The organism is Tenacibaculum caenipelagi, assembly GCF_004363005.1.
Classification (GTDB): Bacteria; Bacteroidota; Bacteroidia; order Flavobacteriales; family Flavobacteriaceae; genus Polaribacter; species Polaribacter caenipelagi.
Genome location: NZ_SNYH01000002.1, coordinates 622912 through 641036 on the forward strand (window position 1 = coordinate 622912; position 18125 = coordinate 641036).

General features: G+C 33.4%; 13 protein-coding genes and 1 pseudogene. 6 read left to right on the forward strand and 8 right to left on the reverse strand.

Annotated elements, in window-relative coordinates:
* Nucleotides 1-47: 47 nt before the first annotated feature.
* Nucleotides 48-2123, forward strand: a complete 2076-nt coding sequence (locus DFQ07_RS06300; protein WP_133535413.1) for a M20/M25/M40 family metallo-hydrolase — start codon at nt 48-50, stop codon at nt 2121-2123.
* 70 nt (nt 2124-2193) lie between these two features.
* On the opposite strand, the gene DFQ07_RS06305 is transcribed toward DFQ07_RS06300, so the two are convergent.
* Together DFQ07_RS06305 and DFQ07_RS06310 are read right to left on the reverse strand one after the other, a co-directional pair.
* Nucleotides 2194-4170, reverse strand: a complete 1977-nt coding sequence (locus DFQ07_RS06305) for a DUF5689 domain-containing protein (RefSeq protein ID WP_133535414.1) — start codon at nt 4168-4170, stop codon at nt 2194-2196.
* Nucleotides 4171-4182: 12 nt separating this feature from the next.
* On the reverse strand, nt 4183-6942 hold the full coding sequence (locus DFQ07_RS06310) for a TonB-dependent receptor (protein ID WP_133535415.1): 2760 nt from the start codon (nt 6940-6942) through the stop codon (nt 4183-4185).
* 186 nt (nt 6943-7128) lie between these two features.
* Here DFQ07_RS06310 and DFQ07_RS06315 point away from each other — a divergent pair, with 186 nt between their 5' ends.
* Entirely contained in the window at nt 7129-8178 is a 1050-nt protein-coding gene (locus tag DFQ07_RS06315; protein WP_133535416.1) for an endonuclease/exonuclease/phosphatase family protein, read from the forward strand.
* 30 nt (nt 8179-8208) lie between these two features.
* On the opposite strand, the gene DFQ07_RS06320 is transcribed toward DFQ07_RS06315, so the two are convergent.
* From DFQ07_RS06320 to DFQ07_RS06330, 3 genes are all read right to left on the reverse strand, one after another.
* The gene (locus tag DFQ07_RS06320; protein WP_133535417.1) at nt 8209-8553 is read right to left on the reverse strand and encodes a hypothetical protein; all 345 of its coding nucleotides are present in this window, start codon (nt 8551-8553) and stop codon (nt 8209-8211) included.
* Nucleotides 8554-8626: 73 nt separating this feature from the next.
* Nucleotides 8627-10312 (reverse strand): single-stranded-DNA-specific exonuclease RecJ, encoded by a 1686-nt coding sequence (recJ, locus tag DFQ07_RS06325; RefSeq protein ID WP_133535418.1) that lies wholly within the window; start codon nt 10310-10312, stop codon nt 8627-8629.
* Between the two features lie 21 nt (nt 10313-10333).
* The gene (locus DFQ07_RS06330; protein ID WP_133535419.1) at nt 10334-10759 is read right to left on the reverse strand and encodes an OsmC family protein; all 426 of its coding nucleotides are present in this window, start codon (nt 10757-10759) and stop codon (nt 10334-10336) included.
* A gap of 119 nt (nt 10760-10878) precedes the next feature.
* Here DFQ07_RS06330 and DFQ07_RS06335 point away from each other — a divergent pair, with 119 nt between their 5' ends.
* Nucleotides 10879-11469, forward strand: coding sequence for a carboxymuconolactone decarboxylase family protein (locus DFQ07_RS06335; RefSeq protein ID WP_133535420.1), 591 nt, complete (start codon nt 10879-10881; stop codon nt 11467-11469).
* Between the two features lie 50 nt (nt 11470-11519).
* Here the strand turns inward: DFQ07_RS06335 and mscL are convergent, their stop codons facing one another.
* From mscL to DFQ07_RS06350, 3 genes are read right to left on the reverse strand one after another with little or no spacing between them, the layout of a single operon-like run.
* The gene (mscL, locus tag DFQ07_RS06340; protein WP_133535456.1) at nt 11520-11921 is read right to left on the reverse strand and encodes a large-conductance mechanosensitive channel protein MscL; all 402 of its coding nucleotides are present in this window, start codon (nt 11919-11921) and stop codon (nt 11520-11522) included.
* 50 nt (nt 11922-11971) lie between these two features.
* On the reverse strand, nt 11972-13075 hold the full coding sequence (alr, locus tag DFQ07_RS06345) for an alanine racemase (RefSeq protein ID WP_133535421.1): 1104 nt from the start codon (nt 13073-13075) through the stop codon (nt 11972-11974).
* The gene (locus DFQ07_RS06350; protein ID WP_133535422.1) at nt 13068-13685 is read right to left on the reverse strand and encodes a thymidine kinase; all 618 of its coding nucleotides are present in this window, start codon (nt 13683-13685) and stop codon (nt 13068-13070) included. The genes alr and DFQ07_RS06350 overlap by 8 nt, the downstream gene beginning before the upstream one ends.
* A 102-nt stretch (nt 13686-13787) precedes the next feature.
* Between DFQ07_RS06350 and DFQ07_RS06355 the strand changes: the two genes are divergently transcribed.
* The 3 genes and pseudogenes from DFQ07_RS06355 to DFQ07_RS06365 form a co-directional block, all read left to right on the forward strand.
* Nucleotides 13788-14708, forward strand: coding sequence for a hypothetical protein (locus DFQ07_RS06355; RefSeq protein ID WP_133535423.1), 921 nt, complete (start codon nt 13788-13790; stop codon nt 14706-14708).
* Nucleotides 14709-15704 carry a glycosyltransferase family 4 protein gene (locus tag DFQ07_RS06360; protein WP_133535424.1) on the forward strand — a complete coding sequence of 332 codons (996 nt, stop codon included), beginning with the start codon at nt 14709-14711 and terminating at the stop codon, nt 15702-15704.
* A gap of 556 nt (nt 15705-16260) precedes the next feature.
* Nucleotides 16261-18125 (forward strand): annotated as a pseudogene (locus tag DFQ07_RS06365) (hypothetical protein); the annotation flags it as partial.

Genomic DNA, 18125 nt, shown 5'->3' on the forward strand with positions numbered 1-18125 from the left:
ATTTTTAATAACTTACGTGTTAAAACTAACCTTAAAACCCTTCAAAAATGAAAAAAAAGTATCTACTACTTTCGTTACTATTGCTGTGCCTTAGTTTTTCTAAGATATACAGCCAAGAAAAAATGTTTTATGGCACTATTGAAACCAAAGATGCCTTAAAATTACTAAAAAAAGCTCCTTCTGATATTAAGATTATTTCTTCCTTCAAAGGTTTTAGTGCTGTGAAACTTAGTCATCGTGCAGCTGAAAAGCTTCACCACATGATTTTAACTCACGGTCCCGGATTTATTTATGAACCTTCTGAAAAAGAAGCTTTAGAAACAATTTATAAACAACAAAGTAAGAGAGTTTATCAGCAGAGAGCATCGTATACTATTAGTGAAGACCAACTTGTAAAACAAAGTTTAGATTTGGTGAGTAACACAAATATTGCTAATCATATTGTAGAGCTTGAAAATTATGGTACCAGGTATCATACTACCCAAAAAGCAACACAAGCTGTTCAAGATTTAAAGCAAAAATGGGAAACAATGGCTAATGGTAGGGCAGATGTTAGTGTTAGAATAGTAAATCATAACAGTACAACAATGCCTTCTGTAATTATGACGATTCAAGGAAGTGAGCTTCCTAATGAATATGTAATTATTGGGGGACATATCGATTCTGTTAGTCCAGAAAGTCAAACCAATGCCCCTGGTGCAGATGATAATGCTTCAGGAATTGCTACAATTACAGAAATGGCTAGAGTACTTTTTCAAATGAATTTTCAGCCTAAAAGAACTATAGAATTTATGGCTTATGCTGCAGAAGAAGTTGGTTTAAGAGGATCAAAAGAAATTGCTCAGGATTATAAAAACAGGAATGTTAATGTTTTGTCATATGTTCAATTTGATATGACGAATTATAAAGGATCTCCTAAGGATGTTTATATTTCAGATGATAGTTATAACAGTAGTATTCTTAACACTTTTTTAGCTAGTCTTATGGATTATTATAATACTTCTGGAAATCATCAATTTACCTATGATTATACACGATGTAATTACGGTTGTTCTGACCATTATAGCTGGGCACAACAAGGGTATGATGCAGCTTTTCCTTTTGAAGCTTCATTTAATGATTCCAGCCCTTATATCCACACAGTAAATGATACGTCTGACCGATTTCCAACAGCGAATGCTACACATGCAGCAAAATTTGCGAAACTTGGTTTAGAGTACTTAATTGAAGTAGCAAAGAACAAAGGAAGTGTAAGTGTGCCAACTTATTGTGACTCAAAAGGGAATAGTGTGAATGATGAATATATTCAAAACGTAACACTAGGGGCAATTAATAATAATTCAGGAGCTACAAATGGTTATCAGGATTTTACGAATATTTCTACCAATTTAGAACAAGGTAGTTCTAATACAATTATTGTTACTCCTAAATGGACAGGTAGAGTTTATAAAGAAGGTTATACTGTTTGGATTGATTACAATCAGGATTCAGATTTTGAAGATAGCGGTGAACAGGTATGGGTTAAGTCAGCGTCAACCGATAGTTCAGTCAGTGGTACATTTATCGTTCCTATTTCTGCGAAAATAGGCAGTACAAGAATGAGAGTTTCTATGAGATATAATACGACTCCTTCTTCTTGTGGTTCTTTTGATTATGGTGAGGTTGAAGATTACACTATAAATATTATTGAAGGAAATGCTAATACAAATATTTGTGACGGAGTACCTCAGTACGATTCTTCAAAAAGTTATCAAGTTGGTGATAGGGTCGTTTATTTTGATGTTTTATACGAAAGAACTTCAAATGGATGGAATAGGATTGGAAATTGTGGTAGTGCTAAAGCTATGAGCTCAAACTCAAAACAAGTTTTAGTAAATGATAAAAATGTAATTGTTTTTTCTCCAAATCCTGTTAAAGATAGTTCAATTATATTATTGATAAATAATGAACTGTGGAAAAACAAAGAAGTAACTATTTATAATACAAATGGAAAGTTACTTCAAAAAGTAAAAATGAGTTCAAAAAGAAAGAGTATAGATGTTTCAAAGTTAACAGCGGGTATTTATTTTGTGTCTCTAGAAGAAACAGGAAAAATGTATACTCAACAACTAGTTAAAAAGTAATTCTTTTTTAGAAAGCATAAAAAAAACCCAAGTTTTTAAACTTGGGTTTTTAGTTTAAAAAAAAGATTAATTATCTAATTCCAATAGAAGTAAAGTCATCTTGAGCTTTTACTTCCCACTCAGAATTAGTTGTATCAGTACCAGCACTAGCAGCCCAATCTGTATTCCCTTTTGTGATTGAAGCTTTACGAACTAAAGTGTGTTCTTTTGTTCCGTCTGCTACACCAGCTACAGCCCAATAGCTACCTGGATCCTCTCCTATATTACCAACTACATCTATTACAGTACCGCTTTTTAATAAAGCAATAGCATCATCTCCATTAAAATAAGTAACAGTTGAAGATACTTTTATTCCTGAATATCCTGTGATTGTAGCATCAGCAGCACCACTATTATAGATAACAATTGTTTCTCCATTAGCTAAAGTACTTTGAACGGTACTTAAGTCTAGAGTATTTCCTACAGTAGCAGAACCATTTCCATATAAGCCTACTGTGTAGTTTGTTAAATCTACATCTGCACCAGTTCCATTGTAAATTTCGATGTATTTATTGTTGCTACTTCCTTCAGCATATTCAGAAATGTATAGGTCATCTCCTGCAGGAGTACCACCACCGCCACAAGTAGTATAATTTTCAGTGAAATTTACATCAGCTTCGTTTCTTAAATAGATTTGAGCTCCATTAAAATCAGTCATCACTCCTGTTACAGTACCTTTTTTATCGCTTACTGGGTTACTAGCAAAATTAGCTTGACTTCTAACATATGTTGTTAAAGCATCTCCGTCGCATTCTGAAATTAATTCGTTATTACCGCTATAAGTTTTAGTGTTGTCTTTGAATTGTACTCCTTCAATTTGTACTAACTTTCCTTGATAGTCTCCTGTTAAAGCTTGTGCTATAGTAATTACTTCAGGAGTAGGTAATGTTCCTGCTGTTGTATTAAGAATGCTTGATGGAGAAATGTTTAATTGTAGTAAACCGTTATATTCGCTTAATTTAGCTCCACCAACGGCAATCTCTACTTCATCTCCTAAATTTAAGTTATATGCATCACTAAAACGTAAAGCAATACCAGCCGTTGCGTCTTGTGCAAATGCATTTTGGTTTGAAATATTATTTGCAGAAAGGTCCGAAGTGATTATAAGCTTTACTTTTAAGTTTTGCGTAACTGTAGTTTCGCTTCCAGTATATAATGCCTTAACATCTGCTAAAGTAGCTTCTGTAGGGTTGTTATTACATCCGTACTCTTCAGTAAAGTTAACATCGTTAGTGTCTCTAATAAATAATTGATAATCACTACTAAATTTACCTAAGATTGCTGTAATACTTCCTTTTTTATCTGGAATAGGGTATGCTTTAAAAGTAGCAAAACCACTTGTTCTCATAATGATAGATTCAAAGGTTTCACAGCTAACAAAATCTCTGTTTACTGAAAAAGTATTGTCTGGGTCTGGGTCAGCGTAGGTTAATCCTTTTTCTTGAGCTTGTAAACCTTCTATTTTAACTAAGGTGTTAATGTGATTATCAGTTAATTCACCAATTGTTAATGCAGTTGGTACGATATCTACAATTTCAGAAGAACGATCGATATAATTAATGTATTCGTTCGCATCAATTCTATCAGAACTTGTTCCTGCGCTGTTTTTAACCCCAATTTGATATGTGGTAAAGTACTTGCTTAAAGAAAGACCTTTTAAGTTAATATATACTTTTCTCCCAACGTTATAACGAGCGCTTAAATTAGTGTCGTCTATTCTTACTTCTAAACCTACAGTTGGGTTTTCTGGCTTGTCTTGAATTGTTAAAACTTTAAAGAAGTTTCCTTCTCTATCATCTGAAATTACATATCCATAAGTAGTAATGTCCTCGTTAAATTCAACTAAGTTACCATTGTATAAACCAACAATTTCACTTAATGATTTTAAGTTAGTATATTCTTTATCTGGTCCAACTGTTGGTAATTCAAAATCGTTATTGTCAACGCATGAAGCAGAAATTGCAATAAAAAGAATTGCAAAAATCTTGTATAAATTTATTTTTTTCATCTTGAGTGTTTTTTAAAATCTATAGTTTACGTTTAAGAAATAGGTGGTACCTCTACCGTACCAGTATTTGTTTCCAAAAGTAGGAGTTCCGTTTGCGTTATCGTCACGTAACTCACGGTAGTTAGCTCTTCTACCTTGTTCGTATCCTCCTGTTTTATATTCTTCATTGAATAGGTTATTAATACTAGCGAATAAACCGATGTATTTACCATTACCTACTTTCCATGATTTTCCTCCAATAGCATTTACAACGATATAATCATTAAATTGCTCTTGCTGTAATAACTTTCTAGCTAATACAGGGTCATAATCTGCAAAAGGAGCACCGTCAACATCACTAACAAAGTTACTAGTTCTTCTAATAGGAGAAATATCAACAAAAGCTTCGTCTAGATAATTTACAGTAGCACCAAACCACCAGTAATCTGGATCTCTGTATTCAAATCCAAAAGAGTACGCTTTTTGTGGCCCTGCAGCAATTCTGTAGTCTTTAAGAGAAGCAGCACCCATATCTCTTTTACCATTTGTAAAGCCTGGGGTAGATGCATTTTCAGTGGTAATAACAAGATTAGGATTGTTATTGTATGTGTACTGACCAATATTAGCAGCTCCTTTTAATTTAATGGTAGAAGTAACTTGTGCTTCAATACCCAATTCAACACCAAAGTGTCTTTTATCAATACCTGTTAAGATTTCTTGGATGAAAGCAGAAGTATCCCCACCAATACCATCAGCAAAGAAGAAAGAAATTTCAGTAGCATCTTTAATGTCTGTAAAATACCCAGTCACTTTTGAAGTGATTAAAGGGCTTCTGAAGATGTAACTGATATCTCCAGATAAAATTTTCTCACTATTTAATTCTGCTACATCAGCAACTGTAACATTATTTGCTCTTGAATTAGAAAAAGAGTTACGTAAAGAAGGTGCTTTTGTTAAATACCCTCCGTTAAAATCTAATAAGTGACGTCCTGAAATCTTATAAGTCAAACCTCCTTTAGCTCCATAGTTAAAGAAGTCTAATTTATCTGATTTTCCATAAGAGTTGGTAGGAAAGTATCCGTTTTGGAATAACCCTTCTCTTTGGTGAGTGGTATTGTTTGCTTGTCCAGCTACATAAAAATCAACTTTGTTGTATTTGAATTGTAATTGAGCAAAACCACCGTATACTTCAGATTCAAAAATGTAGTTGTATTTGAAACTGTCTCCTAAACCAACAGTTCTGTTTGGAGTCAATAGGTTACTTTGTTGTTGGTCAAAGTTACTACCAAAAGTATTTACATCTAAATAACCTATAGCTCCAAGCATATCTATTGGAGTAGCAAAGTTTTCAGATTTTAATTTTCTATACTCAGCATTGGCAGTTAATATAATATTTTCATTTAATTCAGAAGATAGAATCATGTTTGCAGTAAATTGCTTGTCATCATTTCTGTCTTCATATAAGATGGCACGAGCATTTTCTGGACTACCTTCATTTCCTATATATAACTCATCCCAGTCAATTTGTCCGTCATTTTGGAAATTAGTTAATGCTTTATATGCATTTTCGTAATCAGGACCATTAGGGTCTGATAAATACCAACTAGGTAATTTTCTATAATACGTAGGGTCTGGGTTGTTAGTTCCGTTATAATCTAAACGGCTATTTCCAATCTCTCCGAATTGATAACCAATGTTAGTGTTTAACATAGTATTTTCAGAAAGTTTCCAATAGTGGTTTAACATTATAATTGGCTCGTATAATCTTTTAACTCTTGAGTTTCTCATTTTCCCATTTTGTTTACCCCAGTAAGAGTTATAACGAATACCTCTAATATCAAAAACTTCTTGAGTATTAGGTGATGATTTACCTCTTTCGTTTTCAGCAGCGATTACAGTTAAGTTTAGGCTGTGAGAATCGTTAATCTGTTTTTCAAGTGATAAAAAGATAGAGTTAGCATCGTAAAAAGTTCCATCAACATAACCTTCGTTACCTGCTCTTCTACTTCCAGAAACAGCTATTGCCCAACCGTTGGCTAACAAACCAGAAGAATACGTAGCCATTAAACGATGACTGTAGCTTCTGTTAGAAGAAGCGTAAGAGATACGACCTCCTTCATTGTATTCAGAAGCTCTGGTGTTAATATTTGTAGAACCTAATACACCACCAAAAGCATAATTAGAGGGAGTTAACCCATTACTAAACTCTTGATTACGCAGTACGTCGTTCAGCCCTCCCCAGTTACTCCACTGAGGCCTGCTGTTGTACAACTTGTTCATTTCAATACCATTAATCAAAACTTTACCATTTTCAGAATCTAAACCACGAATTCTGTAGAATGAACCACTCCATTCAAAAGCAGCAGTACGTAGATAAATATCTCTTGAAGCTTGTAATAAACCAGAAATATTATCTGCAGCACTTGTATCATCATTTAATTCATCATCGGTAATGGTGATAGTACTTAAATCTTGATCTTCAGATATATCTTCATACATAAAGATAGTTCCTAAGTCTATTGTTTTACCAGATAATTCAACTGGAAAGTTTTGGGTTTCATACCCGTTTAATGATACCGTTACAATTTGTCTTCCGTTTGGTAAACCACTCAATGTAAAAGTACCACTAGCATCTGTAATGCTAGAAATATTGGCTTCTTTTACACTTACAGAAACACCTTGCATAGGATTTTCAGAATCGCTGTTTATTACGATCCCCCTTACAATGTTCTGCGCATTTAGGCTAAATAAGCCTGAAAAAAGCAATAACATTGTTATCGTAAAATTTCTCATAAATGATTGTTTATAAAATATTTAAATAAGTTAATTCCCTGTGCTGAAAATTACAGCAAAAGGGAGGCAAAATTAATAAAATTATCGTTATGTTAATATTAAGTTAATGTTATGGATAAGGGTTTTGTGTAAATAGTAGGTTTTGGCTTAAAAATTGTTTTACTTTTGCCGCGTAAAATTTATTAAATGAGAAATATAGCTACACTTTTAGTTTTAACTCTTGTTGTTTTTTCTTCATATGCACAGCAAGGACAAAAAAAATATAAAATAAGAACAGTAGGTTTTTATAATTTAGAAAACCTTTTTGATACTAAAAATGATCCTGAAAAAAACGATGAGGCTAGCCCGATTATGGAAATGAAGGGCGATAAAGAAGAGGTTTATTGGGATAAAATAGATAAGCTTGGTGAGGTTATTTCTCAATTAGGGGAGGAAAAGGCACATACAAGTCCTGCTATTTTAGGAGTAGCGGAAGTAGAGAATAGGAAGGTGTTAGAAGATTTAGTGAAATCTGAAAAGCTAAAAAAGAAGCGTTATGATATTATTCATTTTGATTCTCCAGATAAAAGAGGAATTGATGTAGGTTTGTTATATCAACCACGTTATTTTAAACCTATTCATTTTGAGGCATTCAATCCGAATATCTATGCTGAAAACAAAAAGATTTATACACGTGATATTTTATTAGTTTCAGGATATCTAGATGATGAGCTAGTACATGTTATTGTAAACCATTGGCCGTCTCGTAGAGGAGGAGAAGCTAAAAGTAGACCTTTACGTGAAAAAGCTGCTTATAAAGTAAAGCAGATTATAGAAAAAATTAAAGAGAGTGATCCGAATCCAAAAGTTTTGATAATGGGGGATTTTAACGATGATCCTATCAACTCTAGCTTTAAAACTGTTTTGCAAACGAAGAGTAAAAAGAAAAACGTAAAGGAAGGAGATGTTTACAATCCATACGAAGATATGTTCCGAAGAGGTTTTAATACTTTAGTTTATAGAGACAATATCAATTTATTTGATCAAATAATGTTTACTTCTCCATTGTTAGATAAAGGAGAGAAAGATTTTTCAACTTATAAAATGTTCAAGTCTGGAATTTTTAATAAACGTTTTTTAACTCAAAAGCATGCCAAGTATAAAGGATATCCTTTTAGAAGTTTTTCTTATGGAAAATATACGGGAGGATATAGTGATCATTATCCAGTTTACATGTACTTAATCAAAGAGGAATAAAATTAAAAAGGCTTGCAATTGCAAGCCTTTTTAATTTTTACAGATGTCTTTTAAGTAGTTGTTCATTCTTAGTTGAAATAAGGTACCTCTTAACAAATCATCTATTTGTCTCAATTCGACTAATGATACTGCCAAACTAATTTTGTCAGATGGGGTTTGTAGCAAAATAGATTTACAGTGCTTTCCCTTGATACACGTATCACAGTTTTTTTGTTGTTTTGAATCCATTACTTTTTCTAAGAACTCTTCAATTTCTCTTTCTTGTAGATGAAAGCCAGTGTCTCTGAAAATTATTTGAATTAGGTTAGACTTGTTTTCCTTCCATTGGAAAGAAATACCTATTTTATTGTCATATATCTTCGTTATGCTTTCCATAATCATAATTAATTATGAAACAAATATAGAAGTTTATTTGGAATTATTCTAAATAAAAAAATAAGGACTTTTATTATTTTAAATCTTTCAACATCAATTGGATAGAGGTATAGCCATTCCAAGTATTTTCATCTATAGTATAGGCAATGTCAAAATCGTTTTGTGTTGAAGTTATTTTATCTCCCAAACCAAACCCGATTGCATTGTATGTCTTTTGGTCAGAACCGTAAATGATATTCAGCTTTAAATGACTATTGTCAGCGCCAACTTGTTTACCATAACCATTATCTCTTACAGCGGTTGTGGTAAAAACAGGTTTCATGTTTTGTGGACCAAACGGGGCCATTTGTTGAATAATACGAAAAAACTTAGGGGTGATTTCTGATAAGTCAATCTCAGCGTCAATAGTAATTTCTGGAGTTAGCAAGTTTTTATCAATGGTAGCAGCAACAACTTCTTCAAACTTATTTTTAAAATTTTGATATTGCTCAGGGAACAAGGTTAATCCCGCAGCATATTTATGTCCCCCAAACTGTTCGATAAACTCCGAGCATTCTTCTAAGGCATTATATACATCAAATCCTTTAACAGAACGAGCTGAAGCGGCTAATTTCTCTCCACTTTTAGTAAACACTAAAGTTGGTCGGTAATAGGTTTCAGTTAAACGAGAAGCAACAATACCAATGACTCCTTTGTGCCAACTTTCATCAAAAACAACAGTGGTGTAATTTTCTTGTTCGTTGTTGTTTTCAATCTGTAATAAGGCTTCTTGCGTAATTTGTTTATCTAATTCTTTTCGGTCAGAATTAAATTTTTCAATGGCAGAAGCAAACTCAACCGCTGAATTAAAATCCATTTCGGTTAGCAATTCAACAGCATAGTTCCCGTGTTTCATACGACCAGCAGCATTTATCCGCGGAGCGATAATAAAAACTACATCAGTAATGGTGAGTTCTTTTTTTTGTAATTGATGAATGATAGCCTTGATACCATTTCTCGGCTGTGAATTAATAACTTGTAGTCCATGATAAGCTAAGACTCTATTTTCACCAGTCATCGGAACAATATCTGCAGCGATTGCTGTGGCAACTAAATCTAAGTACGGAATTAAATCTTCAATTGTTTGATTTCTTTTTGAAGCTAACGCCTGAATCAATTTAAAACCAACACCACAACCGCATAGTTCATCATAAGGATAATTACAATCTACTTGTTTAGGGTTTAAAATGGCAACAGCTTTCGGAACTTCACTTCCAGGTTTGTGGTGGTCGCAAATAATAAAATCAATTCCTTTTTTAGTAGCGTAATCTACTTTATCGATGGCTTTAATACCACAGTCTAAAGCAATGATGAGTGAAAAACCATTGTCCTCAGCAAAATCAATTCCTTGAAAAGAAACACCATAGCCTTCTTCATATCGGTCAGGAATATAGGTTGCTGTATTAGAATGGATTGTTTTAAGGTAAGAAGACATCAAAGAAACAGCTGTAGTTCCGTCAACATCATAATCACCAAAAACTAAGATATTTTCGTTGTTAGCAATAGCGGTTTCAATGCGTTGTACAGCAAGCTCCATATCCTTCATTAAAAAAGGATTGTGTAAATCGCTTAGTGATGGACGAAAAAACTGTTTGGCTTCAGCAAAGGTTTCGATACCGCGTTGCACCAAAATTTTAGCTAAAGTGGTATCCACAGCTAATTCTTTAGCTAATTGTTTTACTTTAATGGTATCTGGTTGCGGTTTTAGTGTCCAGCGCATAGCAATTTAATCGAAAATAAATTAGTTGTTATGTAAATGGATAGCGGTAGTTACATCAGCAAATTTTCTAAACATTTCCATAACACCACAGTATTTTTCTATCGATAAGTCTACTGCTTTGTTAATTTTTTTCTCGTCTAAATCGCTTCCGTAAAAATGATAATCAACCAAAACTTTATGGTAATATTTTGGGTGTTCTTCAGTTAATTCGCCAGTAACAACAATTTTAAAATCATCAATTTTAACGCGCATTTTTTCTAACATAGGAACAATGTCTAAACCAGAACAACCTGCTAAGGAAGAAAGCATCATAGCTTTAGGTCGTAAACCAGTATTATTTCCTCCATGCTCTTCAGAAGTGTCAATTACTATTGAATGTCCACTTGGATTGTCACTTTCAAATTGCATGTTTTCTTTCCAAACGGTTGTAACTGTGTTTGTTGTCATATCTTGATAATTTTTTGTTTATTGCATAAGTAAGTCAATGTGTATTTTGACTTAAGTATTTAAATAGTAACACAAACTTACAGTAAAAAGTTAGTATTAAAAACTTAAAAAATAAAACTATGCCTTTAGTAACTCCTTTAGATCCGAATCATGATGCAGAAACAAAACAGTTGTCTGATTTTTATAATGAAACCTTAGGTTTTTGCCCAAATTCGGTGTTAACAATGCAACGCCGACCAGAAATTTCTAAAGCATTTATCAATTTAAATAAAGCGGTAATGGCTAACCATGGTCGTGTAACTTCTGCTTTAAAACGTATGATTGCTTGGGTAAGTAGCAATGCTACAGGTTGTCGTTACTGTCAAGCTCATGCAATTCGTGCTGCTGAACGTTACGGTGCAGAACAAGAACAATTAGATAATATATGGGAGTATAAAACACATCCAGCATTTTCTGATGCTGAACGTGCAGCATTAGATTTTTCATTGGCAGCTTCTATGGTTCCAAATATGGTGGATGAAAAAATTAAAGAAGAGCTATATAAATATTGGGATGAAGGTGAGATAGTAGAAATGTTAGGGGTGATTTCTCTTTTCGGATATTTAAATCGGTGGAATGATTCTATGGGAACAAGTATTGAAGATGGTGCTATTGAAAGTGGAGAAGAATATTTAGGAAAGCACGGTTGGAATAAAGGAAAACATGTATAAAAATTAAAAGCTCGCATTTGCGAGCTTTTTTTATTAAGTATCTAACTGAATTATTTTTTTAATAAATCTCTAATTTCAGTTAATAGTTCTTCTTGACTAGGTCCTTTAGGGGCTTCTGGAGCCGCTTCTTCTTTTTTCTTCATAGTATTTACAGCTTTTACCACCATAAACATTACAAAAGCTACAATGATAAAATCGATAACATGAGTTAAAAACTCACCATACATTATAGCAACTTCTCCTGTTACTTTTCCTGCCTCATCGGCAACACCTTCTTTGATTATATATTTTACGTCTTTAAAGTCAGCTTTGAAAATAAGTCCGATTAAAGGAGAAACGATTCCTCCAGTAAAAGATGTTACTACTTGTTTAAAAGCAGCACCCATTACAAAACCCACTGCAATGTCAACTAAATTGCCTTTCATTGCAAAGTCTTTAAACTCTTTAAACATTCCCATATTTTGATTTTTAATAGTTAATTGAAGTGAAAAGTATAAAAAAATTAGTGTTTTACCAATCTTTTTATACGTTGAGATAAAGCAGTAAGTATTTCATACGGAATGGTTTCACTCTTTTGAGCCATGTACTCTATATGTTGTTGATGGTTAAAAATAATTACTTCATCTCCTTCGTTACAATCAATTTTTGTAACATCAACCATAATCATGTCCATACATACATTCCCGATAATAGGAGCTGGTTGATTATTGATAAAAACAAAACCGTTTTTATTTCCTAGTTTTCTCGAAATACCATCTGCATGTCCTATAGGAATCGTAGCGCTTCGAGTAGGTTGATTGGCAACAAAAGCTCTATTGTATCCAACAGTTTCTCCAGGTTGAATTAGGTGAATTTGAGAAATAATAGATTTTAATGTATGAGTGTTTTTCAATTGAGCAGTTTCTTGGTCGTCATTTCCAAAGCCATATAGTCCTATTCCTAAACGAACCATATCAAATTGAGCTTGTGGATAATTGATAATTCCAGAAGTGTTTAAGATATGAAGTGTAGGTTCGTAATCTAGGTGTGAATAAATTTGTTTAACTATATAGGCAAAGTTGTTAATCTGACCAACGGTAAAGTCTTGCTCATAAGGATCTTCACTGGCAGCTAAATGTGAAAAAATTGATTCAACTTTCACATTGTTTGATTTCTTTAACTCTGCTATTAATGCCGGTACATCTGTATGCCAAAATCCCAGTCTGTTTAATCCAGTATTGAATTTTATGTGAATAGGATAATTCATCAAAAGAGTTTCATCGGCAAGTTGCATAAAGGCATCAAAGATTTTGAAACTATATAAACTAGGTTCTAGTCGATATTTTACAATCTCTTTTAAATTCTGAATTTGAGGTTGCAATACTAAAATAGGAATTGTTATTCCTGCTTCACGTAATGCAATACCTTCATTAGAGTAGGCAACAGCAAAGTAATCAACCTGATCCTGTACAATTTTAGCAATCTCTACTGATTCACTCCCGTAGCCATAGGCCTTAACTACTGCCAAAATTTTGGTTTGAGGCTGTAATTTTTGTTTAAAATAAGCTAGGTTGTGCAACACAGCCTTTGAATCGATTTCTAAAACAGTAACGTGATTGTTATTCATTATCGGTTTCTTCTTCTTTATTATGAGCTTCTTGCTCTTTCATGGCTTTATAATAGGCTGCTCTGCTTAAAGGCTCATATTCTTGGGTTTCACCCAAAAACACTAAGTCATCACTTTGTGCTTTTCTATAGCTATAATGTGCTAAATTACCAGTACGAGTACAAACTGCATGCACTTTGGTTACATATTCAGCAGTAGCCATTAATGCAGGCATGGGGCCAAACGGATTCCCTTTAAAATCCATGTCTAAACCAGCAACTATAACACGAATGCCTCTGTTGGCTAAATCGTTGCAAACTGCTACAATTTCATCATCAAAAAACTGAGCTTCGTCTATTCCTACTACGTCAACATCATTAGCTAGTAGTCGAATATTTGAAGATGCAGGTACTGGCGTAGAGCGAATTCTATTTTCGTTATGCGATACCACTTCTTCATCGTGATAACGAGTATCAACAGCAGGTTTAAATATTTCAACACGTTGCTTAGCAAACTGCGCACGTTTAAGTCTTCGAATTAATTCTTCGGTTTTCCCCGAAAACATTGAGCCACAAATTACCTCAATCCAACCAAATTGTTCTGTATGATTTACCGTATTTTCAAGAAACATTTTGTAATTTTAAGCTCTAAATTATTGATTTTTGTATTACTTTCGAACAAGGAACAAATTTATTAAAATTTAATAGCAAAAAATAAAATACAAGGACAACTTATGCACAAAAAACTAGCAGCAGATTTAACCAGTTTAGCACACAGTATCTTACAAATGAAAAATAAAGAGGATGTGTTTGAGTTAAAGCAAAAGGCATATGAGGTTTACGAAAAGCTTTCAGTTTTAGCGTATGTAGAAGAGTATATTAACAATACTTCTAACCCTACTAAGACTAAGGAAGAGTTGTTGCATGATGTATTGTTAGCTGAAACAAAAAGAGAAGAACTTTTAAAAGAGAGTTCTCCAGTTGCCGAATTGGTTTCAGAAGAAAAACTAATTGTTCAGGATGTAAAGGATGAAATAGAGGTTGTTGAAATTGAGACTGAAGAAGTACTAGAGGAGGTGTCTGTTCAAGAGGAGGTAAAAGTAGAAGAATCTGCAGAAGAAAGAGTTGTACATCATTTAGAAGAAGACTTACAGGGAAAATTAGAACAAGAGGCTAATGAAATAGCAGATAAAGTTATAGAAGGAATAGAAAAACAAACGATTGTAGAAGAAATTATTGAGCAACCTTTTGATGAACTTGAAGAATTGTTACATGGTGATGCTGATGATGTAAAAAATGATGTTAAAGATGTAGGGGAAAGAAAAACATTAACTTTAGAAGATGAATTACAAGATACTATTTCGGTAGATATAATGACAAGTTTGTTTACCAAGGTAGAGCCTAAAAAATCATTAAATGACAATTTTCAAAAGACAATTCAAATAGATTTGAATGATAGAATTGCGTTTGTAAAGCATTTATTTGAAGGAGATCAAAATGATTTTAATAGAGTTATTTCTCAACTAAATACCTTTAAAACAGAAAAAGAAGCAAAAAAATTTATCAATAAAATGATTAAACCTGACTATGATTGGTCTACAAAAGAAGAATACGAAAATAGATTGTTAGAAATCATAGAAAGAAGATTTGCTTAGATGAATCCTAATCTTATAGTTATACATACCCATTTTCATAAGCGAAGAACAGGAGTTACAAGGAGTATTGAAAATGTGCTTCCAGAGTTAAAACAATTATGCACAACCTATCTTTATGGTTATGGTATTGAAGGTGATAAAATCCCAACTTCGGAGTTAAAAAAACTATTATTTTCTAATAAAAATGTTGTTGTTCACTGCCATCGTAACAATGAAATATTAAAGATGTTATGGTATCGAATTTTAGGCGCTAAATTTAAGTTAGTATCTACTCGACATGCAGAAACAAAGCCTTCAGGTTTTACTAGGCTTTTATTAAAAAAATCAGATGAGGTTGTTACACTAACAAACTCAATGCATAAAAATTTAGAAATATCCAATACAAAAGTAGCTCACGGAGTGGATACAAATCTTTTTGTTCCTAATTCAGAGAAAAAGCTAAAAAATATTTCTCAAAAGAATATTATACTTTGTGCAGGTAGAGTAAGAAAAGCGAAAGGACAAACAGTTCTATTAGAAGCTGTAGCACCTGAATTGCAAAAAGCCAAAGATTGGGCATTGGTTATTGTAGGAAAAGTAGACAAACCACAATTTTTAGAAGAATTAAAAGCAATCGTAAAAAAGAATGAAGTTGAAGGTCAAGTTTATTTTATTGATGAAACTTCAGATATTGTTTCTTATTACCAAGCAGCTGAGATAACGGTAGTGCCTTCTTTTACAGAAGGGTTTTCTTTGGTGTGTGCAGAAGCCATGGCGTGTGGGTGTACTGTTGTAGCAACAGAAAATGTTGGAGTACATTCTGAATTGATAACAAATTTAGAGTCAGGATATTTGTTTGAATCTAATAATGTAGTAGAACTTCAAAAACTAATACACAGTTTAATAAATAAAGAACTTCCTTCTTTAGGAGAGAGTGCTCGAAAAGAAATAGAAGAAAATTGGAGTGCGAAAAAGGAAGCTAAAGAATTGGTTAAAGTGTATGAAAAGATGAGTTAAAAGTTGTTTTAACAAAGGGGGATTCCCTGAGAATAAAATAAAATGATAAAAAACAACTATTAGCTCCGTATGTCCTGAATCACTTGCAGCATCTTATTTTAACAAAGGGGAAAACCCCTTTTTTCTAATTAGGTACCATGGGTATATTTGTTAAATAAGCGTTAAATGATTAATTTTACACTCCAATTCGCAATTCTTAAGCGAGTTGCGAGTTGTAATCTCTCACTACATCCCTTAAACCCTTTACCTCTCTGCATTATAATAACCTCTCTTGAAGTTAAAAAATATTGCCCTTAAGTTTATTTATATAACAACCTCTTTATCAAGATATCTTACAACTAATCACATTCTATTACAGACTGGTTGGTTTGCTGTGTAACCCCTTTAATTATTCAAAATTAAAGAACAATATCATGTAAAATATTACACTATGTTACTTAATGACACAGAACCTTCTTGTAAAAGGAAAAGGTTAAATATGTTAAAAAACTGCTGCACAAAGAGTAATTTGAAAAGGCACCTTAATTGTATGACGGGTTTTCTTGTCATACTTTTTTTGTTTTCAATAACTACACTTCATGCACAAAGTATACCCACAGAGACTACCGTAAAAGCCAATTTTGGGGTAGACTCAGATGTACATTCAGGAATTGTTTCCTTTCCCAATGGAATGGTTTTTCCATTTGGAACAGACGATTGGTTCTTGGGTGAATCAGGAAAGGGAGTTATAGATGAAACTCCAACAGCTACCACGGCTGCATTATTAGTAGATGATAACGCTACTGCAGAAATTAGAATGAGTGTTCCTATCTATTCTATTGTAGATGGAAGGCTATGGATTGATGCCGTATTTATTAGAGATCAAAACGCTCAGGGGAATAATACAGATTCAAATGTTTTTACAGGAGGATCAGATAAAAATAATGACAACCCAAACACTTGGACAATTACTGATGCTTCCGTGCCTCAAAAAAATGATATTATTGATGTTTTTGGGCATTTAAGAAGAGAGGGAGCTACAGTAGATACTAATGAGTGGGCTATCATAGGGGCATCAACAAGGAATGATAGTGGAGATAGCTATTTAGATTTTGAATACTTTAGGAAAAAAGTAAATTTAGTAGGGGGGACTATTCAGTCAGTTGAAGATTTATCAGCAACTGGTGGTAGAACACCTTATTTGTTTAACGCAAACGGATCTGTTTTACAACATGGAGATATAATTCTTTCTATTAACTATGCAAATGGGGGAGCCAATGCGATTATTAAATTATATGTTTGGGTTGAATTGGTAGGAGTGCCAGACTCTTATTTTGATACTCACAACACATTGCCAGCAAGACCTTTTGAGTTTAAACAAGATCAAAATGGATATATACAATACGATGGAGGAAATGGGGCTGGAAACTATGGATATGCAGAAATACAATTAAGAAGCGATTTACCACCTGGCTTTACAGCTATTTTTTCTCAAGTAAATGATGGTGGGGCTGTACCAGCAGGTCCTTGGGGAACAATAAATAAAGGGGGGAATATAGTACCAAATTATCAACAAAACACTTTTGCGGAAATAGCTATTAACGCATCAGCATTAGGGTTTGATTCAAGTAGTACACCCGGTATTGATTGTATTAGTCCATTAGGAAGTGTAATTGTAAAAACAAGATCTTCAGATTCGTTTACAGCTGAGTTAAAAGACTTAGCAGGACCATTTAGTTTAGCAGATACCCCAGAGGTAACGGTTGAAATAGAAGGGGAAGATTTAGCATGTACAGAAGAAAGTATTACGTTAACAGCAACAGCAACTCCTCCGGGAAATACATTCAATTATGTATGGTATAAAGATGATGTGGAACTGGAAGGGGAAACAGGAAATACATTACAAGTAACAGAAACAGGAGTTTATAGAGTAACTGCAACATTAGAGTTCGCACCAGGTGTTTTTGGTTGTACGGCAGAGGATGAGTTTGAAGTAAATGGTGAGCCATTAATTCCATTAAATCAAGTGTGTCCAGAAAATCAAACTATTCCTGAATGTACTTCGCAAGAAGAAATAAATACAGCATTTGGCAATTGGTTATCTGGATTCTCTTATTCAGGAGGAAATGGAACCGTTGTAGAGAAATACTATGTTAATGATCAAGAGGTAGATGTTAATACTCTTGAAGCACCAAATACTTGTGGAGGAAGCATAACATTAAAGTATGAAGTTTCTGATGAATGTGAGCAAGTGAAAATGTGCGAAAGAACATTTACAGTGACACCAGATGAAACAAATCCAGAGATTGTTGATGTTCCCGATTATAAGTTAGAAGGCTGTAACACACCATGGCCAGAGAATTTAACAACCGATTGGACAGATAACTGTTCAGCAGGAGGTCAAGGTATTTTATCCGATGGTGGAGTAGATCAACCAGATAG